The organism is Synechococcus sp. H55.2 (assembly GCF_047462495.1).
In the GTDB taxonomy this organism is placed as follows: domain Bacteria; phylum Cyanobacteriota; class Cyanobacteriia; order Thermostichales; family Thermostichaceae; genus Thermostichus.
The window spans coordinates 11,555-29,069 of record NZ_JANSJH010000022.1 but is presented as its reverse complement, the minus strand read 5'-3'; the positions used below and the strand labels follow the sequence as shown (position 1 = coordinate 29,069).

The window sequence follows — 17,515 nt, the reverse complement described above, 5'->3', positions numbered from 1 at the left end:
CGATCCCCGGCCCTTGTCCCAAAGGGAGAGGGGAACTCTTGAAATTACTTGAAAAAGGTGGTGCGTTGGCGGTGCATCACCACCGATTCCACCAGGCCGATGGCCAGAAAGTTGGTCAACAGAGCCGAGCGGCCATAGCTCAAAAAAGGCAAGGGCAGGCCGGTGATGGGGGCCAAGCCAATCGTCATGCCGATATTGACTACCGCCTGAAAGAGGATCATCGCCAACACCCCGATGGCAATGAGAGACCCGAAATTGTCCTTGGCTCCTTGGGCAATCCAGATCAGCCGCGCACACAGAATCCAAAACAGGATCAGCACCGTCAGGGTGCCGACAAAGCCCATCTCTTCCCCAATGGCCGAGAAAATGAAATCGGTGTGCTGCTCGGGGATAAAGTCCAGTTGGGTTTGGGTGCCCTGCTGGATGCCACGGCCCCAGAGCCCACCGGCGCCGATGGCGATGCGGGATTGAATCAGGTGGTAGCCGGATCCCCAGGGCTCTTGCATGGGATCGATAAAAATCTCCAGCCGCCGCCGCTGGTAGGGCTTGAGGATGTGCCAGGCCACCTGGCCCAGATGCCCGGAGAGCAGGTTGATCACTCCAAAGGTCATCGCTCCTGTCCACCGCCAAGGCAGCCGCCAAGCCGCTAGGCTCGCCATGCCCAGGCACCAGATCAGCCAGACCCAGAGCATCCAGCTCAACTCCGCGCGGGTGTGCAGGCCGTAGAGAATGGCCCCCACCCCCGGCGACAGCAGCAGGAGGATCCAACTGCCCTTGGCCCCGGCCCAGTAGAGCATGACCAGCAAGATCACCACAAACACCAGGGCGGTGCCCAAGTTGGGCTGCAGGAAGATCAAAACCCAAGGAGGAGCGACGACGGCAACAGCCACCCAGATTTGGCTGAAGTATTTGATTGGCCAGTGGTGCAAAATGGCCGCCAGGGTGATGATGACCCCCAACTTGGCAAACTCGGAAGGCTGTACCTGGACGCCGGCAATGGAGATCCACCGCTCTGCCCCTCCTCCCGCCGTGCCGAAAAAGAGCACTGCAATCAAGCCCGCCAAGGTCAGGCCATAGGTGAACCAATGCCAGCGCAGCAGCCGCTCGTAGGGGATCCGCGCCACCATCGCCAAAAACACCAGGCTGATCCCGGCCATGATCAACTGCTGCAGCCAGTAGTGGCTGATGGGACGCTCCCAGACAGCGCTGCGGATGGCGATGATGCCGATGCCCGTCAAGGCCAGCACCGTGGCCAGCAAAATGCCGTCGAACTCCCGCCAAGGCAACAGGATTTGCTGCAGGAGCTGTTTCCACCTTGACTGGGGGGGCACTTTCGGATCAGCGCTGGACAGGAAGAGGGCCATATCTGATGGAGCGACGCCGGCACCAGTTTATCTCTATTCCCAGCCCTGCAGTTGCTCTAGCCAGGCAGAGAGCCGGGATCCCACCTGTTCTCGGCGCTGCTCAAAATTGGCTGCTGCCCAAATCAAGAGCACCCCCAGCAAGATCCCCATCCCCCACAACAGGATTGGGTCAGTGGTTACCCACAGCCACCCCTGCCGCAAGACGCCCAGGCCAAAGCCCAGGGTGCCCGCCCACAGGTAGGCCCGCACCCGCAGCGCCAAACCCAGTACCCCCAAAGCCAAGCCCAGCCCCACCGGCCAAAACCCCGCCCCCAGTTGCCCGTGGGTTTCGATCAAAGTCACCAACACCAATAGACCCGACGAGAAGGCCCGCAGCCGGTGCCGACTCTCTCGAGCACCAGCCTGTTGCAGTCCGGGATCCACCTGGGCCACATAGAGCAGGGATCCCACCAGAGGCAGGGCATAGAGGGTCAGGGAAGCCCAATCCTGCTGCCAGCCGTAATTCCACAGGATCCAGTTGCTCAAAAACAAGCTGATGTAGCCCAGGCGCACCTGGGAGCGCCAGATGGCCAAGAAAGCGTAGTAGGCTGCCCCCAGCAACAAATTGCTGTTGTTGTCGCCGCCCGCCGTCACCACCAGGGCCAGCAACGGCGCCACCAAGGCCGTATTTGACCAGGGATCCGCCGGCCAGCCCCACCGTTGCCAGGGCAGAAAGTAATAGAGGAGTCCCAGCCCACAGAGCAGGGATCCGGCCCATTGCTCCACCCTCAAGCTGGGGAAGCCCAGCCACATACTACCCAGGCAGATGCCGACTCCCTGCCAAGCGCTGAGGTGGCACCAGGCCGTTGGCAGCCAGCCCGGCTCTGTCGGGGATCCCGGCGTCGATCTTCTCCCCTGGGCGGCGGCATAGGCCGCCAGGCCGGATCCCGTCAGCACCCAGAGGAGCCGCCCCCACCGGCTGAGGCGAAGATCGAAAAGCGCAGGCCAAAGGACGAGGTTGGCCAGGGCCCAGTTGGCCGAGGCCATCCAGCGCAGCCAAGCTCTTTTAAGCTGCAGGGTCGCCACCAGCCAAGGGGGGCAAAGGCGGTAGACCACTGCCAGGAGCCATCCCAGCAACGCGGTCAGCACCAGTCCATCTCCCCAGGATCCCCCTGTCTGCTGGCTCAGGAAGTGAATCCAGCTCTCGTAGGCAGCCAGTGACATCCCGCAGGCCCCCAGGATCCCCTTCCAGTTGACGGGAGGGTCTTCTTCCGTTCGCGTAAGTGGGACGGAGTCCCCACCTTGCTCTTGTGCCCCTGGGATCCCCTGCCCCAGGCCCAACAACACGATGGCCAGGCCTAAGCTGCCCACGCCCGTCAGCTCGCTCCACTGGGCATGGGATCCCAGCCAACCCAGCCCGGCATAGATCAGCGGCCCTGTCTTCCAGCAACTCAGGGTCTGGACTCGCTGCAGGAGCTCTCCCCCGCCGGGGAACAGGAGTTTCTCCGGCCCTATCCAGAAGAGGATCCCCAAGCCCAGGTTGAGGACGGCCCACAGAGGCAGGACGGGACGGGATCCCTGCACAACCCAGAGCAGGATGCCGGTCGCCCCCAGCTCCAAAGCCCAGATCAGCCCGTAGGCGATCCCTTCCACCACCGCCCAGGAAACCGAGCCGGTGGCAGAGTCCGTCCCGTCGGCGCCAACGACCGCCGAGCCACCCCTTGAGAGAGCCACCCCCAGCCGCAGGCCGAGCGCCACCAGGGCCACCCCAGCCGCCAAGGGCAGAGCGCCGGGGAACATGGGCTGCTTGCCGACGGAAATGGGGAGCCGAGAAGGATCCGCCAGGGCCGCCGTTGTCGCCACTGTGAGGGCAAAGAGGAGCACCAACCCCAACAGCAGGCCCCAGCCATCCAGGGCCGGTCGGTAAGCGGCTTGTAGGCGAGAAGAGAGGCGCAAAATTCCGTAGCGACAGCCGCTCAAGAGCAACCCCAGCACCGCCAAGGCCAGCAGCCACTCCGCTTCCGTGAGCGTCGGCAATAGCCGGCTGATTCCCACCAGGCCGATCCCTACACCAAAGGCCACCGCCAGCAGTGCTTCTGGAGTAGGAGAACTGGGAGAGGGAGAAGCCCACAGCCACACCTGAGTTGCCAGCAGCAGCACTCCCAGCCCTAGCCCGAGCAGATCCAGGCCCGGCCTGCCGAGGGTGAGCCCCTGGGCCATCACCAGGGAAAGCACCGCCAGAAGGCGCAGGGATCCCCGCGCCGGAATCCCTTGTCGCCAAGAAAAAGATCCCCCTTGCTCCGGGATCTGCAACCAGCGAGGCATAAACGCCAGGGGCGGCCAGGCCCACACCTGCGCCGCCGTCAAAACCGAGGGCACCGCCAGCCACAGCCAGCCAATGGACTCCGTGCCCTGCGCCAAAAACACAAAGTAGCTGGATCCCAGCAGCACCAGCCCCATCCCTTCGGCGCTCTGCTGCCACAGCCGCACCGGCAGTCCCCCAAAATGTCCTGAGGCTGCCAACAACCGCCCGCCCAGCGCCACCCGCCCCGTCCATTCCAGCAAGCCCAGCAGCAGCAAGATGGCCCCCCAACTGGACAGGCTCCAATCAGGCCAAAGCCAGCGGATCCCGGCCAGAAGCGCCCCCAGCCCATAGGCATGGGTCAGAAATACCCACCCAGCGCCAACCCTGGACTTCTGCCGCAGCCACCAGGCCAGGATGCCAGTACTCAACAGCAAATGCCAAAAGCAAATCGCCGGCTGGGGAAAGCTCAAAAGCAAGAGGGATCCGCCCAGCCCCAACACCAAGCGCTCCGTCGGTTCTGCCAGCGCCGCAAAACCCGCCTCCTCGCCTTCCCGAGGTCTCTGCTGCCAGCGGGCCGCCAGCCCCAGCCACAGCACCTCATAGGGCAACAGCACCAGCCCCAGCAGCCCCCAAACAGAGTCGAGGGGCTGCAACCCACCCGTTAACAGCGCCAGCACGCTCTCCCGCCAGCTTGCCGGCCACACCTGCCAAAAGGCCCAGGCAGTTTCCAGACCCAGCAAAAACAGCAGCGCCAACTCCACCCTCTGCTGACGTTGGCTCAGTCGCCTCGCTAAGAAGCGGATTCCCAGCAGGCTGATGGCCAACACCTGCCAGGCGTTCTCCCCCCAGTCGCTGGCCGCCAGCAGCCAGCCCAAAATCAACAGCACCCCGCTCCACCAGGGCCGCCCCACCTGAGCCGGCTCGTAGTCCTCAGCCGGGCTTTGGGGCAGCCAACCCAAGAGGGCCACCGCCAACCCCAACTGCGACACCTGCACCTGCCCTGAGAGCAGCCCCCGCAAGATCAACAAGGAGCCAGCCGCCCCGATGAGCCACAGCCGGGCCAGCGAGCGGCGGCTCCAGGTGTAAATCACGGTGCTGAGGATCCCCAAGTAGAGGATCCCAAGGACAAGGGTGGGACGAGACTCCGGCGGCCCTAGGCTCCAGAAGAGGTGTAAACCAGAAAGAGATAAGAAGTTCACCAACGTTCCGTAGAAAGCAGAACCCGCCCCCAGCAAGTCGGCCCGTCGCCAGGCTCCCCACGGGATCCCTATGAGTAACCCCAAAGCAACAGCTCGGATCCCCCACGGGATCCCCAGCCCGTCCAGCGCCCACATGTTGATCGGCAGCAGCAGCAAAGCAACAGCCTCTAAAGTTTGGCTTGTCAGACGCAGCCCGTCCTGCCGCTGCGCCCACCTCGCTCCCACCCCAAACGCCGCCGTATAAGCCAAGAGCACCCCGTACTGAGCTGCCGGGGAAAACTCTTGCCAGCGGCTGGCCGCCAGCACCCCCGAAGAGACCACCACCAAAAACAGGCCCAGGAGCAGCAGCCAAGCTACGCTCAGCTCAGACAGCAAGTTGTGCAACAACACAGCTATCCCCGGGGGAGAGGAGAGCTCCCTGGTTTCGGCTGGCGGCTCTTCCCCCGCCACGACAACCCCAGAGCCGGCCAAGCCAGCATTTCTTTCCCGCACCATCTGCGGGATCCAGATCAAATCGAGGAGCTGGCCGATCCCCAGCAGCCCAAAAGTCAGCAGCCAGAGCAGCCCTGTGCGCCAGCGACCCAGATAGAAGCGGTGCAGACCGCAAAGGCCGAACAAACCTAAAATCCAGAGCACGTAGGCCGAGCCCAGACTGGCTGGGATCCCCCCGCCGACAGAAGTGGCTCCTGGCGCCGATTCCGCCTCCAGCCGATACTGCTCCACCAGATGGCGAAAGTGCTCCGGCGTCAGCAAACCCAGCTCCAGCAAGGCTTGCAACCCCCGCAAAACCTGCTGCCGGGATCCCGAAACGGTGAAGTTGAACGAGTAAGAGCGGGACTGCTCGGCTCCCTCAGGTGGAATGTTATCCTGGGATCCCATGGCCGGATTCGTTGAGCAAAAAGGCTTGGGGCCACTGCTACTCTAAGCCTTGCTCTGTTGGATTGCTATGCTCTTCACAAATGCTCCAGCAAAGCGTGGGTGCTGGGCAGGACGGGGAGAGTCATCAACTGCCCCAGCCGCGAAACGGTGAGCTCCGCCGCCGGCATGGGTTCCGAGACCTGTCCGCTGCTGAACACCAGGACTTGGTTGCTGTACGGCAAGATCTCGTCCAAATCCGCCGAGGCAAAAACAATAGCCGTCCCTGCTTGGGCGCGTTCCAGCAATTGACTCCAGACCCACAGCGCCGACTCAATGTCCAACCCGCAGATCGCAGCGCAGAAAGCCGCTCAGGATCTTGACCAAGGTGCTTTTGCCGGCCCCATTTTCCCCCAGCAGACCGTGGATCGTGCCCGCCTCCACCCGCAAGGACACATCGCGGTTCGCCTGTACCGCCCCAAAGCGCTTGTGGATGTGCAGCAGCTCCACCTTCATCCCGTCTATGCTAACCTGCCCCCCCAGACCCAAAATCCCGAAGAATACAGTTGCTGAGGTTGCAAGCGTCGGTGCTACGATAGCGGCAGCTCGCCGTCAGGCGTTGGCTACGGACGAGTTCAGCATCGATCTGTGGTTCGCCCTGCCCCTCTGCTTCGCCCTTCTCCCCTGCCGCCCATCTCAGATAGTAACCGCCTCAAAATCTTCTCAGGCAGCGCCAATCCGGATTTGGCCCAGGAGGTGGCGCGCTACCTGGGCATGGATCTGGGGCCTATGTTGCGCAAGCGCTTTGCCGATGGCGAGCTGTACATCCAAATCCAGGAGTCGATCCGGGGTGCCGATGTCTACTTGGTGCAGCCCACCTGCCGCCCGGTCAACGATCACCTGATGGAGCTGCTGGTGATCATCGACGCCTGCCGCCGCGCCTCGGCCCGCCAGATCACTGCCGTCTTGCCCTACTACGGCTACGCCCGCGCCGACCGCAAAACCGCCGGACGGGAAGCCATCACCGCCAAGCTGGTGGCCAACATGATCACCCAGGCGGGGGCACACCGGGTGCTGGCCATGGATCTGCACTCGGCCCAGATCCAGGGCTACTTCGACATTCCCCTCGACCACGTCTACGCCCAGCCGGTACTGCAGGCTTACCTCAAAGAAAAAGGCCTGCTCGACGAAGATATTGTGGTCGTCTCTCCCGATGTGGGCGGGGTAGCGCGGGCGCGTGCCTTTGCCAAAAAACTCAAGGAAGCTCCGCTGGCAATCATCGACAAGCGCCGCCAGGCCCACAACGACGTGGAAGTCATGAACCTCATTGGCGATGTGCGCGGTAAAATCGCCATCCTCGTAGACGACATGATCGACACGGCAGGCACCATCTCGGAAGGGGCGAAGCTGCTGCGCAAGTCGGGGGCCAAGGCGGTCTATGCCTGCGCCATCCACCCTGTCTTTTCCGATCCGGCCATCGAACGCCTGCAGGGCGGTCTGTTTGAAGAGGTGATCGTCACCAACACCATCCCCATTCCTCCAGAGCGGCATTTTCCAGGCTTGACCGTCCTCTCGGTGGCGAACGTGCTGGGAGAGGCGATCTGGCGCATCCACGAAGACAGCTCCGTCAGCAGCATGTTTCACTAAAGTTTCTCCAGAGCATCGCTAAAGTATAGATAGTGGGTGCAGAACGGGCGTACCTGCCGGGGATCCTTTGCTTTTTGCCCTGTGAAGACCAACTCAGCAGGTGCCCCCCATCTATCGCGATGGACTGGGTAGAGCTAGCTTCCCAGCCGAGTTTTTCCCATGTCGCCTCCCATTTCTAGGTCACCGAGATCCGTTGTGAACGGTTTTGTTCCCGGGCAGGCCGCCGCCAGGGAGGAGCCGTCCCTTCAAACTGAACTGAATACAGAATTGAATACGGAGTCCGCTGCAGCGCTGTACCCGCTGTTGCAATTGCTGGGGCAACTGCTGAACGTCCCCTTGGTCTATCTAGAACTGGTCCAGCCGGGATCCGATCCCGACTCGCCTGCAAAAGGGATCCTCTACCGCGACCCCCAGCGGATCCCCGGCAACGAGCCGCCCAACCCCATCGGCGGATCTTGGCCTTTTCAGGAAGCCTTTCCCCTGCTGGATGAGGGCGGGAGGCCGCTGGCGACACTTCACCTGCGGGGGGAGCGCCCCCGCCCACTGAGCCTCCCCGAACGGGGACAGATCGACCTCATCGCCCTCAGCCTGCGACACATCCTGCTCCAGGCCCAGGAGCAGCGACAAGCCCTCGCGCAACTTCGGGCGCAACTGCAGCACAGCCGCAGCACCGCTGCCCGCTACCAACAGATCTTCGAGAACGCCGTCGAAGGCATTTTTCAAACCACCCCTGAGGGAAAATATCTGGCTGCCAACCCAGCTCTGGCCCATATTTTCGGCTACGAATCCCCGGAAGATTTGATGCGCAATGTCTCCGATATCGGCACCCAAATCTATAGCGACCCAGAGCAGCGATCTGAGTTCCTGCAGCACATGCTGAGAGAAGGTCAAGTCGTGGATGCAGAGCGCCAGGTCTGCCGCAAAGACGGCAAAGTCATCTGGATTTCTTTAAATGCCCGCACCCTGTACGACGAGCAGGGGGATCCCCTCTATTTTGAAGGATTTGTTACTGATATCACAGCATCCCGCCAGCTTAAAGAACGACAACAACAGTTAGAAGAAGCCCGCAGAGAAAGCGAACATCGTTTTCTACAACTGGCGGAGAATACGCAACAACTGTTCTGGATTTCAACGCTCTGCGGCAAAGAGCTGATTTACGTCAGCCCCGCCTGTGAAACCATTTGGGGCCTTTCCCCTGCAGAGGCCTACGCCAATCCCCAGGCCTGGATGCGCCACATTCACCCTGACGATCGCTGGCTGTTCCCCACCATTTTTCAAGCCCAACTTCAGGGCCAACCCACCGATGTGGTTTTTCGCCTCTGCCGCCCCGATGGCTGCATCCTCTGGCTGCGGGAACGTACCTTTCCTATTGCCGACAAAGAGGGCAAAATCTATCGAGTGGCAGGGATCGTCGAAGACATCACCGAGTCCAAGCAACTGGAAGCCGAACGTCGTCGTATAGAGCAAGCCTGGCAACAGAGTGCCAACCATTTCCGGCAGATTTTTGAGCTGGCCCCCAATGGAATTGCCCTGGTGGATTTGCAGGGGCGATTTATCCAGGTCAACGAGGCTTTTGCCCAGATTGTCGGCCATACTCCCGAAGAATTGAAACATCGGCAACAACTGGACATTCTCCACCCGGAAGATGTCAATCAACTGCTGGGGGCCAATGAGGCTTTGTTGGTGGGGAAAGTCTCTGTCAGCCAGCGCCAGATTCGCTACATCAATCGTTCCGGTCAGGTCGTCCATGTCCTGTTTCAGGCTACGCTTCTCAGCGATGAGGAAGGGCAGCCCACCCAGTTTCTCAACCAGGTGATCGACATCAGCGCCCGCGTCGAGGCAGAAATCGCCCTCAAAGAAAGTGAAGAACGCTTCCGCCAATCTTTTGAGTGGTCCCCGATTGCCAAGGCCATGACCCAGGTGGACGGCACTTATTTGCAGATCAACGCCGCCTTTACCGAAACCCTGGGCTACACCCTAGAGGATCTCAAGGGAAAAACCGTCCTCGACATCACCCATCCCGACGACATCGCCGTCACCTTGGAAAACAGTAACCGCCTGCTGGCCGGCGAGGTGCACCACTGCGAACAGGAACAGCGCTACATCCACAAGAACGGGCAAATCGTCTACGCCCTTCTCCGCATCACCCTGGTGCGCACCGCCCAAGGGGATCCCAGCTACTTTCTCAGCCAAATTTTGGACATTACCGAGCGCAAACAAGCGGAGGCGGCCCTGCGCCAAAGCGAGCTGAGCCTGCGGGGCATCTTCGAGCAGTCGGCCCTGGGCATTTCCATCGTCGATAGACAGGGCCGTTACCTCAAGGTAAACCCCGCCCTGGAAGAGATCTTGGGCTACAGCGCCGCCGAACTGACCCACATGAGTTTTTGCGACCTCACCCATCCGGAAGATATCGGCAAAGATTGGCAACTTTTCCAGGAGGTTTTGAACGGCCAACAAGATCACTACCACCTAGAAAAACGCTACATCCACCGCAGCGGCAAGGTGGTTTGGTGCCGCCTGGCGGTCTCGGCAGTGCGGGATCCCGAAGGCAAAAACCTCTTCGTTATTGGCATTTGCGAAGATATTACTGAAGAAAGACAGGCGAAGCTGCAGATCCAGGCTGCCCTTCAGGAAAAAGAGATTCTGCTGCGGGAGATTCACCACCGCGTCAAAAACAACCTACAAATCATCTCCAGCCTGCTGCGGCTCCAGGCGGATCAAATCAAAAGCCGCAAGTACGCCCGCGTTTTTAAGGATGCCGGCAGCCGCATTCAAGCGATGTCTTTGATCCACGAGGGCCTGTACCAATCCAACAATCTGGCCGCTGTGGATCTCAAGCAATACTTACACAATTTGATCTCCAACCTCTTTCACTCCTACGGAGTGAACCCCGAGAGCATTCGCGCCAGCATCCGCGCCGAAGGGATCCGCCTCAACCTCGACGATGCAGTTTTGTGTGGCCTGATCATCAACGAGCTGGTCACCAACAGCCTCAAGTATGCCTTCCCCAAAGGTCGCAGCGGGGAGATAGAGGTTTGTTTTAGCCAAACCCGCAAATATACTCAGTTGCGCGTCTCTGACAATGGCATCGGCTTGCCCCGCGATTTCGACTTCAAGGAAACTCAATCTCTGGGTTTACAACTGGTTGCAACCCTCACCGATCAGCTCCAGGGCAAGATAGAATTGAGAAACAAATCGGGTACCACTTTCATCATTACCTTTCCGAGGAGCCAGCCTTGAAGAAAGTTCCCATGCTTGCCAAAGGCAGCATTCTGGTTGTCGAAGACGAGAAGATCATCGCCAAGGATATCGCCAACGTCCTGAAAAAATTTGGCTATGCGGTGCCGGCCATCGCCTCCTCCGGCGAAGAAGCGATCCGACGGCTGGAAGAGATGTCGGTGGACTTAGTCTTGATGGATATCGTCTTGAAGGGGGATATCGACGGCATCGAAGCCGCCAAGCGGATCACCGAGCGCTTCAACATTCCGGTGGTGCATCTGACGGCCTACGCCGATGACGATACGCTCTCCCGCGTCAAAGAGACCCGGCCTTTCGGTTACATCATCAAGCCTTTCAAAGAGCGGGAACTTTACACCACCATTGAAATTGCCCTGCACAACCACCGGCAGAGCCTGGAGAGCCGCAAGCTGGAAGAGAAAAGAATCGAGGAACTGCGGCAAAAACTGCAGCAGTTGCAGCAGTTCACGGATGTGAAGGGCACTCTGTTCAAGAAGTTCTTGCAAGATCTGAGTGAGCCCCTCTCGAACCTCAGCTTTGCCCTGGGTCTGCTCAAGGATGCCGAGTCGGAGCAAAAGCGGGAACACTATCTGCGAGTGCTGGAGGATGAGTTGCGCCGTGAGCTGGAGCTAATCCATCAGACCTCTAACCTAGAAAATCTTCTGAACCTGGAAAACGTCGGCCTATTGAGCCAGTTCAGCCTGCTGCGGCCCAGTCCCAGTCGTCCGTTGGAACGGGAGGCACTGGCAACTGCAGCCACAGCCTCATTGCCCGTGCCCCCTCAAGAGCCGGCTGCCCAGGAGGCGATTACAGTGCCGCGGGCGACGCTGCGCCCCCTCAATCAAACCCAGTTGGCGGAGCGGCTGGGGGTAGTGGTCTCCGCCATCACCTACTGGAAATTCAAAACCGGTTTTCCGGAGTGGAGCCGCAGCCGGGATCCCGACGGCATTTCTTGGCGCTATTCCCCCGATTCCAAGCGCTTTTCGCCTGTACCCTAGCCTAGGGCTGCACCACTTCCACCCGCACCGGCGCCAGCCCAGAGCGCACCATCCCCAGGGCCTCTGCCGCCCGCAGGGAAAGGTCGATAATCCGACCGGGGATGAAGGGGCCGCGATCGTTGATGCGCACGACGGCCTGGCGCCCGTTACTCAGGTTGGTGACCCGCACCTCGGTACCGAAGGGCAGAGTGGGGTGGGCAGCCGTCATCTCATGGCGGGTGGGGTGCAGGTCATACCAAGAGGCGATCCCTTCCTGCACAGGCCCAACGGTACGGACAGGGGCAGGTTTTGGTTGAGCGGCTGTTTCTGGCTTAGGGCCTACAACGGTGGCCTTGGCGGTGAGAGCAGCCGGTTGAGGTAGGGCCGGAGCCGAAATGGGGGGCGCATCCAGCAGCAGACGGCGCAGACGATTGGCAGCCAAAACCGCCGTATCCACCGGGCGTTGGTGATTTGGCAGCAGCACTCCCCCGTCGATGCGCAGCAATTCCTCGCCGTTGACCTGAACTGCGTAGAGGGGATCCCCGGATTGGGGCTCTGCCCAAGCCAGGGCGATGGTCGTGTCCTTCAGGGATCCCTGGGCCATTTGGTTGAGCCGGGCCACCAGGGTGCTGGCCCGCAGCAGCGGTGGTTCCAGCCCAGGCTGCTCGACAAAGCTGACAATAGGCAAATCCTTCACATAGACAGTGACCACCTGCCGACCGTCCATCTGGTAGTCGTAGAGGGTGGAGACAGGCTGGCTGGACGACTGCTGTTGTTCGCCGATCTTGAGGGTAGGTTCTTCTGTCGGCCGCGAAGGGATCGCCTGTCGAGATAGGAGGAGAGACTCCGAGTCCTGCGAGTGCAAGGTGCCGAGTTTGGCCGGCAGGGGGGCGTTGGGTTGGGAAGGGGAGATAAGGTCAGTTGCCGGGGAGAGCGAGTGGGCTTTGGGGGATGGCTGGGTTGCTCTGGCACTGGGAGATCCGCTGCGAGTTGAGGCTTGTGCCTGCGAGTTCGGGCTGCCCAACATGCCTGCCGGCAAGCTGAGAGCCGTAACACAGAGACAGCCGACTAAGCCCACTTGGCGGGCGGGAGCCAGTCCCTGTCCTAGCCGCTTCCAATTTCGCATGAGGCCGCGCTCCTCTCGAAACTCCTGTACAACATCCACTGCGACAGTAAAACAGAAGTTAATGTACCATAGGTTTCTAAGTTGACAAGCTTGCCCGGTCGAGGGCAAAAGCCTAAGTCCCGTCAGCACAAGGATTTTCGGCATCTTGGACTACCGCTCAGCAGGGGTTGACATCGATCTGGGCCGCGCCTTTGTCAAGGGGGTTCGGGAGCGCGTTGAACGAACTAAAGTCCCGTTTTCAGGTTCTTCAGGAACCTTGGGGGGCATTGGCGGCTTTGCCGGCCTGTTCGAGCTGCCGGCGGGCTACCGGGCACCGGTTTTGGTTGCCGGTACCGATGGGGTGGGCACCAAGCTGGAGATTGCCCAGCAGTGGGGGCAGCACCGCGGAGTGGGCATCGACCTGGTGGCCATGTGTGTCAACGATGTGCTGACGGTGGGAGCCAAGCCGCTGTTTTTCCTGGACTACGTGGCTACCGGCAAGCTGGAGCCGGAAGCTCTCTGGCAGGTGATCGACGGCATTCTGGAGGGCTGCCAAGAGGCCGGCTGCCAACTGCTGGGGGGAGAGACGGCGGAGATGCCGGGGTTTTATCCGCCCGGCAAGTACGACCTGGCGGGATTTTGTGTCGGGATTGTCGAGAGGGCGGACATTCTCGACGGCTCGCGGGTGCAGGCTGGGGATCGGCTGTGGGCCTTGCCCAGCAGCGGCCTGCACAGCAACGGCTTCAGCCTGGTGCGACGCATTGTGGCCGAGCGGGGCTGGCGCTGGGATCACCAGCCCTCTGGTTGGGATCGGCCTTTGGCGGAGGTGTTTCTCACCCCCACCCGCATCTACGTGCAGGCGGTGCAGAGGCTGCAAGCAGCAGGGATCCCCATCCACGGCATGGCCCACATCACCGGCGGCGGCATCCCGGAAAACTTGCCCCGCTGTTTGGCTCCTGACCAGGCGGCGCGGCTGCAGCCCCACAGTTGGCCCATCCCACAGGAATTTCTCTGGCTGCAGGAGCAGGGCCAGGTGGAGACTTTGGAGATGTTCAACACCTTTAACCTGGGGGTGGGCTATGTGCTGGTGGTGCCCCCTGAGGCGGAAGATTTGCTGAGATCGCTGCTGCCGGAAGCCTTCCCTATTGGCGAGGTGGTGGCGCCCTGTCCTGGGGAGAGCCGAGTCTTGGGGTTGGAAGCGTGGGGATCCCTGGCCCCCTGAGCACCCCACCAAAAGGGGGGAGGGGATCCCGGTGCCGTTTGCTTATCCCCGCCGCCGCTGTGCTAAGTTTGCTGATGGCCTCAGCGCTGCCGCCTCTGTCGCTCCCCACCTCTGTTTGTTTCAAGACAGGGGCTGCTCGCTTTACACACCTACAGACTTAGGCTGTTGGCCAACTCACGCTGACCCTCTAGGTTAGGAGCCGCCGATGATAGGTTTATCCACTGCTCCTGCAACCACGGCTGCCATCGAAGTGGAGCATCTGAGCAAAACCTACGGCAGCTTTACGGCCATTCGCGATATCTCTTTCCAGGTCAACGCCGGCGAGATCATGGGATTTTTGGGCCCCAACGGCGCCGGCAAGACCACCTCCATGCGCATTTTGGCAGGGTATCTGCCCGCCAGCGAGGGGACGGCGCGGGTGGCCGGGTTTGATGTCCACGAAAACTCGATGGCGGTGCGGCAGCGCATCGGCTATTTGCCGGAAAACCCGCCCCTCTACCCCGATATGACCGTGGAGGCCTACCTGCACTTTGTCGCCCAGATCAAGCGGGTCAGCCCCGGCGACCGGCCTAGGCGGGTGGACGAGGTGATCCGCCGCTGCAGCCTGGAAGACAAGCGCCACACCTTGATCCGCAAGCTCTCCAAGGGGTACAAGCAGCGGGTGGGACTGGCCCAGGCTCTGGTGCACGACCCGCCGGTGATCATTCTGGACGAGCCCACGATTGGGCTGGATCCCAAGCAGATCATCGAGGTGCGCAACCTGATCAAGAGCTTGGCGGGAGAGCACACCATCATCCTCTCCACCCACATCTTGCCGGAGGTGAGCATGACCTGCGACCGGGTGGTGATCATCAACCGCGGCCAGGTGGCGGCCATCGGCACGCCCGCCGAGCTGACAGCCCAGCTTCAGGATCGGCAGCAGGCGAAGCTGGTGGTGGGCGCTCCTGAAGCAGCAGCCATTCGGTCGGCCCTGCAGCATTTGCCCCAGGTCGAAGTGGTGAGTTTGCAGCCCCTGGGATCCGATCCCCCTCGCTGGCAGGTGCAGCTTAAAAGCAACGCTGCTGCTGTTCGCGACGGCGGGACAGAGTCCTTAGGCTGGATCCCGGAGGTGGCCAGGGCCCTGGTGCAGGCGGGGATCGCCCTCTACGAGATCGGCCGTCCCCAGGCTTCTTTGGAAGAGATTTTCCTGCAGCTCACCACCCAAGAGGGATCTGAGGGCGCATTGGAGGAAGCAGCATGAACGGAGCAGTGGCCATTTTTCGTAAAGAACTGCGCGGCTACTTCACCTCCCCCATTGCCTATGTGGTGGCGGCGGTGTTCTGGGGGCTGGCGGGGTTTTTCTTCTTTAATATCTTGGTGCGGGTGATCAGCTTTTCCCAGCAGGTGGATCTCTTTGCCCAGTTTGGCCAAGAGAACCCCTTTGATGCCGCCACCATCCTGTCGCAGCAGTTTCTCAACCTCTTGGGCACGCTTTCCTTATTTTTATTGCCCATCTTTACCATGAGCTCCTACGCCGAGGAGCGGCGGCGGGGCACCATGGAGCTGCTGGCCACCTCCCCTATTACCAACTTGGAGGTGGCCCTGGGCAAGTGGCTGGCGGTCTGGGTGTTTTTTATGACGCTGCTGTTGCCGCCGCTGGTCTACCACGTGCTGGTGCTGAGCAGCGCCAACCCAGCAGTGGACTACCGCCTGACCTTGGTGGGCTATGTGGGACTTGCTCTGCTGGCGGGCAGTGTCATGGCCTTGGGGTTGTTCATCTCTTCCCTGACGGACAGCACCCTCATTGCCGCGGTGGCCACCTTTGGGCTAATCCTGCTGCTCTGGGTGATCGACGCGGCGGCTGGCCAAGAGAACAACTGGATTGCCGCTACCCTGAGGCATATTTCTTTGCTGCAGCAATATAGCAACTGGGTGCAAGGGATCCTCAGCAGCAGTAGCGTCGTCCTTTTCCTCAGCATCATCCTGCTGGGGCTGTTTGCCACGGTGCAATCGGTAGAAAGCCTGCGCTGGCAGCAGAGCTAAGGTTGTCTTGGGAGGTGTGCGGTGATAAAAGATTGGCGGGCGTTGGCAGATTGGGCGGGGATCCTCGGCCTTGGTGTGATTGCCATCGGCCTGCTGGTGGGATCCGCTCTTACCGGCTGGACGGCGGTGCCCCTCAGCTTGCTGGCAGTAGGCCTGGCCCTGGTGGTGGTGTGGGGTCTCACCCACCGGCAGGAAGTGAGCCTGTTCTTGGGGCTGCGCTCCACCCAGACCAACGCCAACATCCTGGTGGCGGTGGCGGCGATGGCCGTCATCCTGGTGCTGGTGAATGTGGTGGCGGTGCGCTACGACCTGCGCCTGGATCTCACCGAGGAGGGCCTGTTTACCCTGTCGCCTCAAACCCGGCAACTGGTGCAGGGATTGGCGCAACCCGTCAAAGTCTGGGTGGTTACCACGGCGCCGGATCCCAACCTGCGGGAACAACTGGAGCGCTACCGCCGCCTCAACCCCGAGCGCTTCCAGTTTGCGTTTGTCGATCCCAATCGGGATCCCCTCACCATTCAGCGGCTGCAGGTGACGCAAAACAACACCCTGGTGGTGGAGGCCGGAGAAAGCCGGCAGCAACTGCCGCAGCCCCCTGCCCCTGACCTGGAGAGCAAGCTGACCCCCGTCTTGTCTAAAGTGGTCAACCGCGGGGAGTTGCTGGCCTATTTCGTGCAAGGGCATGGGGAAGTGGGCCTAGAAGCGCGGGAAGGCACCCCAACGCTGGCTCAGGCGGTGGCAGCCCTCGGCCAGGAGGGCTATCGGGTGGAGCCTTTGAACCTGGTGCAGGCCGAGATCCCGGACAAGGCAGAGGTTTTGGTGTTGGCGGGGCCACAGCGGGCTCTCTTCCCCGGCGAGGTGGAGAAGCTGCAGGACTACCTGGCCAAAGGGGGGCGGCTGCTGCTGCTCATTGGGCCGCGGGTGGATGCCGGCTTGGATCCCTTGCTGGAGGAGTGGGGCGTGGTTTTGGGAGATGACATCCTTATCGAGGTGAGTAGCGTCAGCCAACTCCTGGGCACGGGGCCGGCAGTTGCCCTAGTTACCACCTACGGGGATCACCCCATCACCGCCCCCTTGGCCGAGCAGCGGCTGATGACCCTCTTTCCTCTGGCCCGTTCGGTGGAAACCCAAGCCCGCGAAGGGATCCAGGCCACACCCCTGCTGCGCACCGGCCCGCAGAGCTGGGGGGAGACCAGCCCCAACCTGGAAGCTGGCCCCGTGCAATTTGACCCAAATCAAGACAAGCCCGGCCCCCTGACCTTGGGCGTAGCCCTGACCCGGCAGGTGAAAGGCGATCAGAACAACTCAGAAGCCCAGGAGTCGCCGACCGAGGCCCGCCTGGTGGTGATCGGCAACGTCAACTTTGCCCTCGACGGCAACCTGAGGCAGCAGGGCAACCGCGATCTTTTCCTCAACACGGTTAACTGGCTCACCGAGCGAACTGAACAAATCTCCATTCGCCCCAAATCCATTACCGATCGCCGTCTCACCCTGACCGGCCAAAACTTCCGCTGGCTGGTGCTGGGATCGACGGTGCTCCTGCCGGTTGTGGCGTTGGGATCGGGAGCTGTGCTCTGGTGGCAAAGACGGTAGAGCCGAAGGA

General features: G+C 61.2%; 12 protein-coding genes. 7 read left to right on the top strand and 5 right to left on the bottom strand.

Features of this window, described 5'->3' with window-relative positions:
• Nucleotides 1–44 precede the first annotated feature (44 nt).
• The 4 genes from rodA to NW844_RS04585 all read right to left on the bottom strand — a co-directional run bounded on the left by rodA (nucleotide 45) and on the right by NW844_RS04585 (nucleotide 6,218).
• Nucleotides 45–1,364, bottom strand: coding sequence for a rod shape-determining protein RodA (rodA, locus tag NW844_RS04600; RefSeq protein WP_414333893.1), 1,320 nt, complete (start codon nucleotides 1,362–1,364; stop codon nucleotides 45–47).
• A gap of 33 nt (nucleotides 1,365–1,397) precedes the next feature.
• Nucleotides 1,398–5,726, bottom strand: a complete 4,329-nt coding sequence (locus NW844_RS04595) for an NINE protein (protein ID WP_414333891.1) — start codon at nucleotides 5,724–5,726, stop codon at nucleotides 1,398–1,400.
• 74 nt (nucleotides 5,727–5,800) lie between these two features.
• The gene (locus tag NW844_RS04590) at nucleotides 5,801–6,046 is read right to left on the bottom strand and encodes a hypothetical protein (RefSeq protein ID WP_414333889.1); all 246 of its coding nucleotides are present in this window, start codon (nucleotides 6,044–6,046) and stop codon (nucleotides 5,801–5,803) included.
• Entirely contained in the window at nucleotides 6,036–6,218 is a 183-nt protein-coding gene (locus tag NW844_RS04585; protein ID WP_414333887.1) for an ATP-binding cassette domain-containing protein, read from the bottom strand. The genes NW844_RS04590 and NW844_RS04585 overlap by 11 nt, the downstream gene beginning before the upstream one ends.
• A 132-nt stretch (nucleotides 6,219–6,350) precedes the next feature.
• Between NW844_RS04585 and NW844_RS04580 the strand changes: the two genes are divergently transcribed.
• The 3 genes from NW844_RS04580 to NW844_RS04570 all read left to right on the top strand — a co-directional run bounded on the left by NW844_RS04580 (nucleotide 6,351) and on the right by NW844_RS04570 (nucleotide 11,584).
• A complete protein-coding gene (locus NW844_RS04580) occupies nucleotides 6,351–7,349 on the top strand; it encodes a ribose-phosphate pyrophosphokinase (protein ID WP_414333885.1) in 999 nt (332 codons plus the stop codon).
• Between the two features lie 267 nt (nucleotides 7,350–7,616).
• Entirely contained in the window at nucleotides 7,617–10,589 is a 2,973-nt protein-coding gene (locus NW844_RS04575; RefSeq protein ID WP_414333883.1) for a PAS domain S-box protein, read from the top strand.
• Nucleotides 10,586–11,584, top strand: a complete 999-nt coding sequence (locus NW844_RS04570; protein WP_414333882.1) for a response regulator — start codon at nucleotides 10,586–10,588, stop codon at nucleotides 11,582–11,584. The genes NW844_RS04575 and NW844_RS04570 overlap by 4 nt, the downstream gene beginning before the upstream one ends.
• 1 nt (nucleotide 11,585) lies before the next feature.
• On the opposite strand, the gene NW844_RS04565 is transcribed toward NW844_RS04570, so the two are convergent.
• Nucleotides 11,586–12,689, bottom strand: a complete 1,104-nt coding sequence (locus tag NW844_RS04565) for a septal ring lytic transglycosylase RlpA family protein (protein WP_414333880.1) — start codon at nucleotides 12,687–12,689, stop codon at nucleotides 11,586–11,588.
• Between the two features lie 145 nt (nucleotides 12,690–12,834).
• Here NW844_RS04565 and purM point away from each other — a divergent pair, with 145 nt between their 5' ends.
• The 4 genes from purM (at nucleotide 12,835) to NW844_RS04545 (ending at nucleotide 17,505) form a co-directional block, all read left to right on the top strand.
• Nucleotides 12,835–13,890: a phosphoribosylformylglycinamidine cyclo-ligase gene (purM, locus tag NW844_RS04560; protein ID WP_414333879.1), complete on the top strand. Its 1,056-nt coding sequence runs from the start codon at nucleotides 12,835–12,837 to the stop codon at nucleotides 13,888–13,890.
• Between the two features lie 205 nt (nucleotides 13,891–14,095).
• On the top strand, nucleotides 14,096–15,130 hold the full coding sequence (locus tag NW844_RS04555) for an ABC transporter ATP-binding protein (protein ID WP_414333877.1): 1,035 nt from the start codon (nucleotides 14,096–14,098) through the stop codon (nucleotides 15,128–15,130).
• Nucleotides 15,127–15,912 carry an ABC transporter permease gene (locus tag NW844_RS04550; protein ID WP_414333876.1) on the top strand — a complete coding sequence of 262 codons (786 nt, stop codon included), beginning with the start codon at nucleotides 15,127–15,129 and terminating at the stop codon, nucleotides 15,910–15,912. The genes NW844_RS04555 and NW844_RS04550 overlap by 4 nt, the downstream gene beginning before the upstream one ends.
• A gap of 21 nt (nucleotides 15,913–15,933) precedes the next feature.
• Entirely contained in the window at nucleotides 15,934–17,505 is a 1,572-nt protein-coding gene (locus NW844_RS04545; RefSeq protein ID WP_414333874.1) for a GldG family protein, read from the top strand.
• Nucleotides 17,506–17,515: the final 10 nt, after the last annotated feature.

Coding starts and splice junctions, on each gene's coding strand:
- NW844_RS04550 (WP_414333876.1), top strand. CDS start 15,127: ATGAACGGAGCAGTGGCCATTTTTCGTAAAGAACTGCGCGGCTACTTC.
- NW844_RS04595 (WP_414333891.1), bottom strand. CDS start 5,726: ATGGGATCCCAGGATAACATTCCACCTGAGGGAGCCGAGCAGTCCCGC.
- NW844_RS04555 (WP_414333877.1), top strand. CDS start 14,096: ATGATAGGTTTATCCACTGCTCCTGCAACCACGGCTGCCATCGAAGTG.
- NW844_RS04585 (WP_414333887.1), bottom strand. CDS start 6,218: ATGAAGGTGGAGCTGCTGCACATCCACAAGCGCTTTGGGGCGGTACAG.
- rodA (WP_414333893.1), bottom strand. CDS start 1,364: ATGGCCCTCTTCCTGTCCAGCGCTGATCCGAAAGTGCCCCCCCAGTCA.
- NW844_RS04565 (WP_414333880.1), bottom strand. CDS start 12,689: ATGCGAAATTGGAAGCGGCTAGGACAGGGACTGGCTCCCGCCCGCCAA.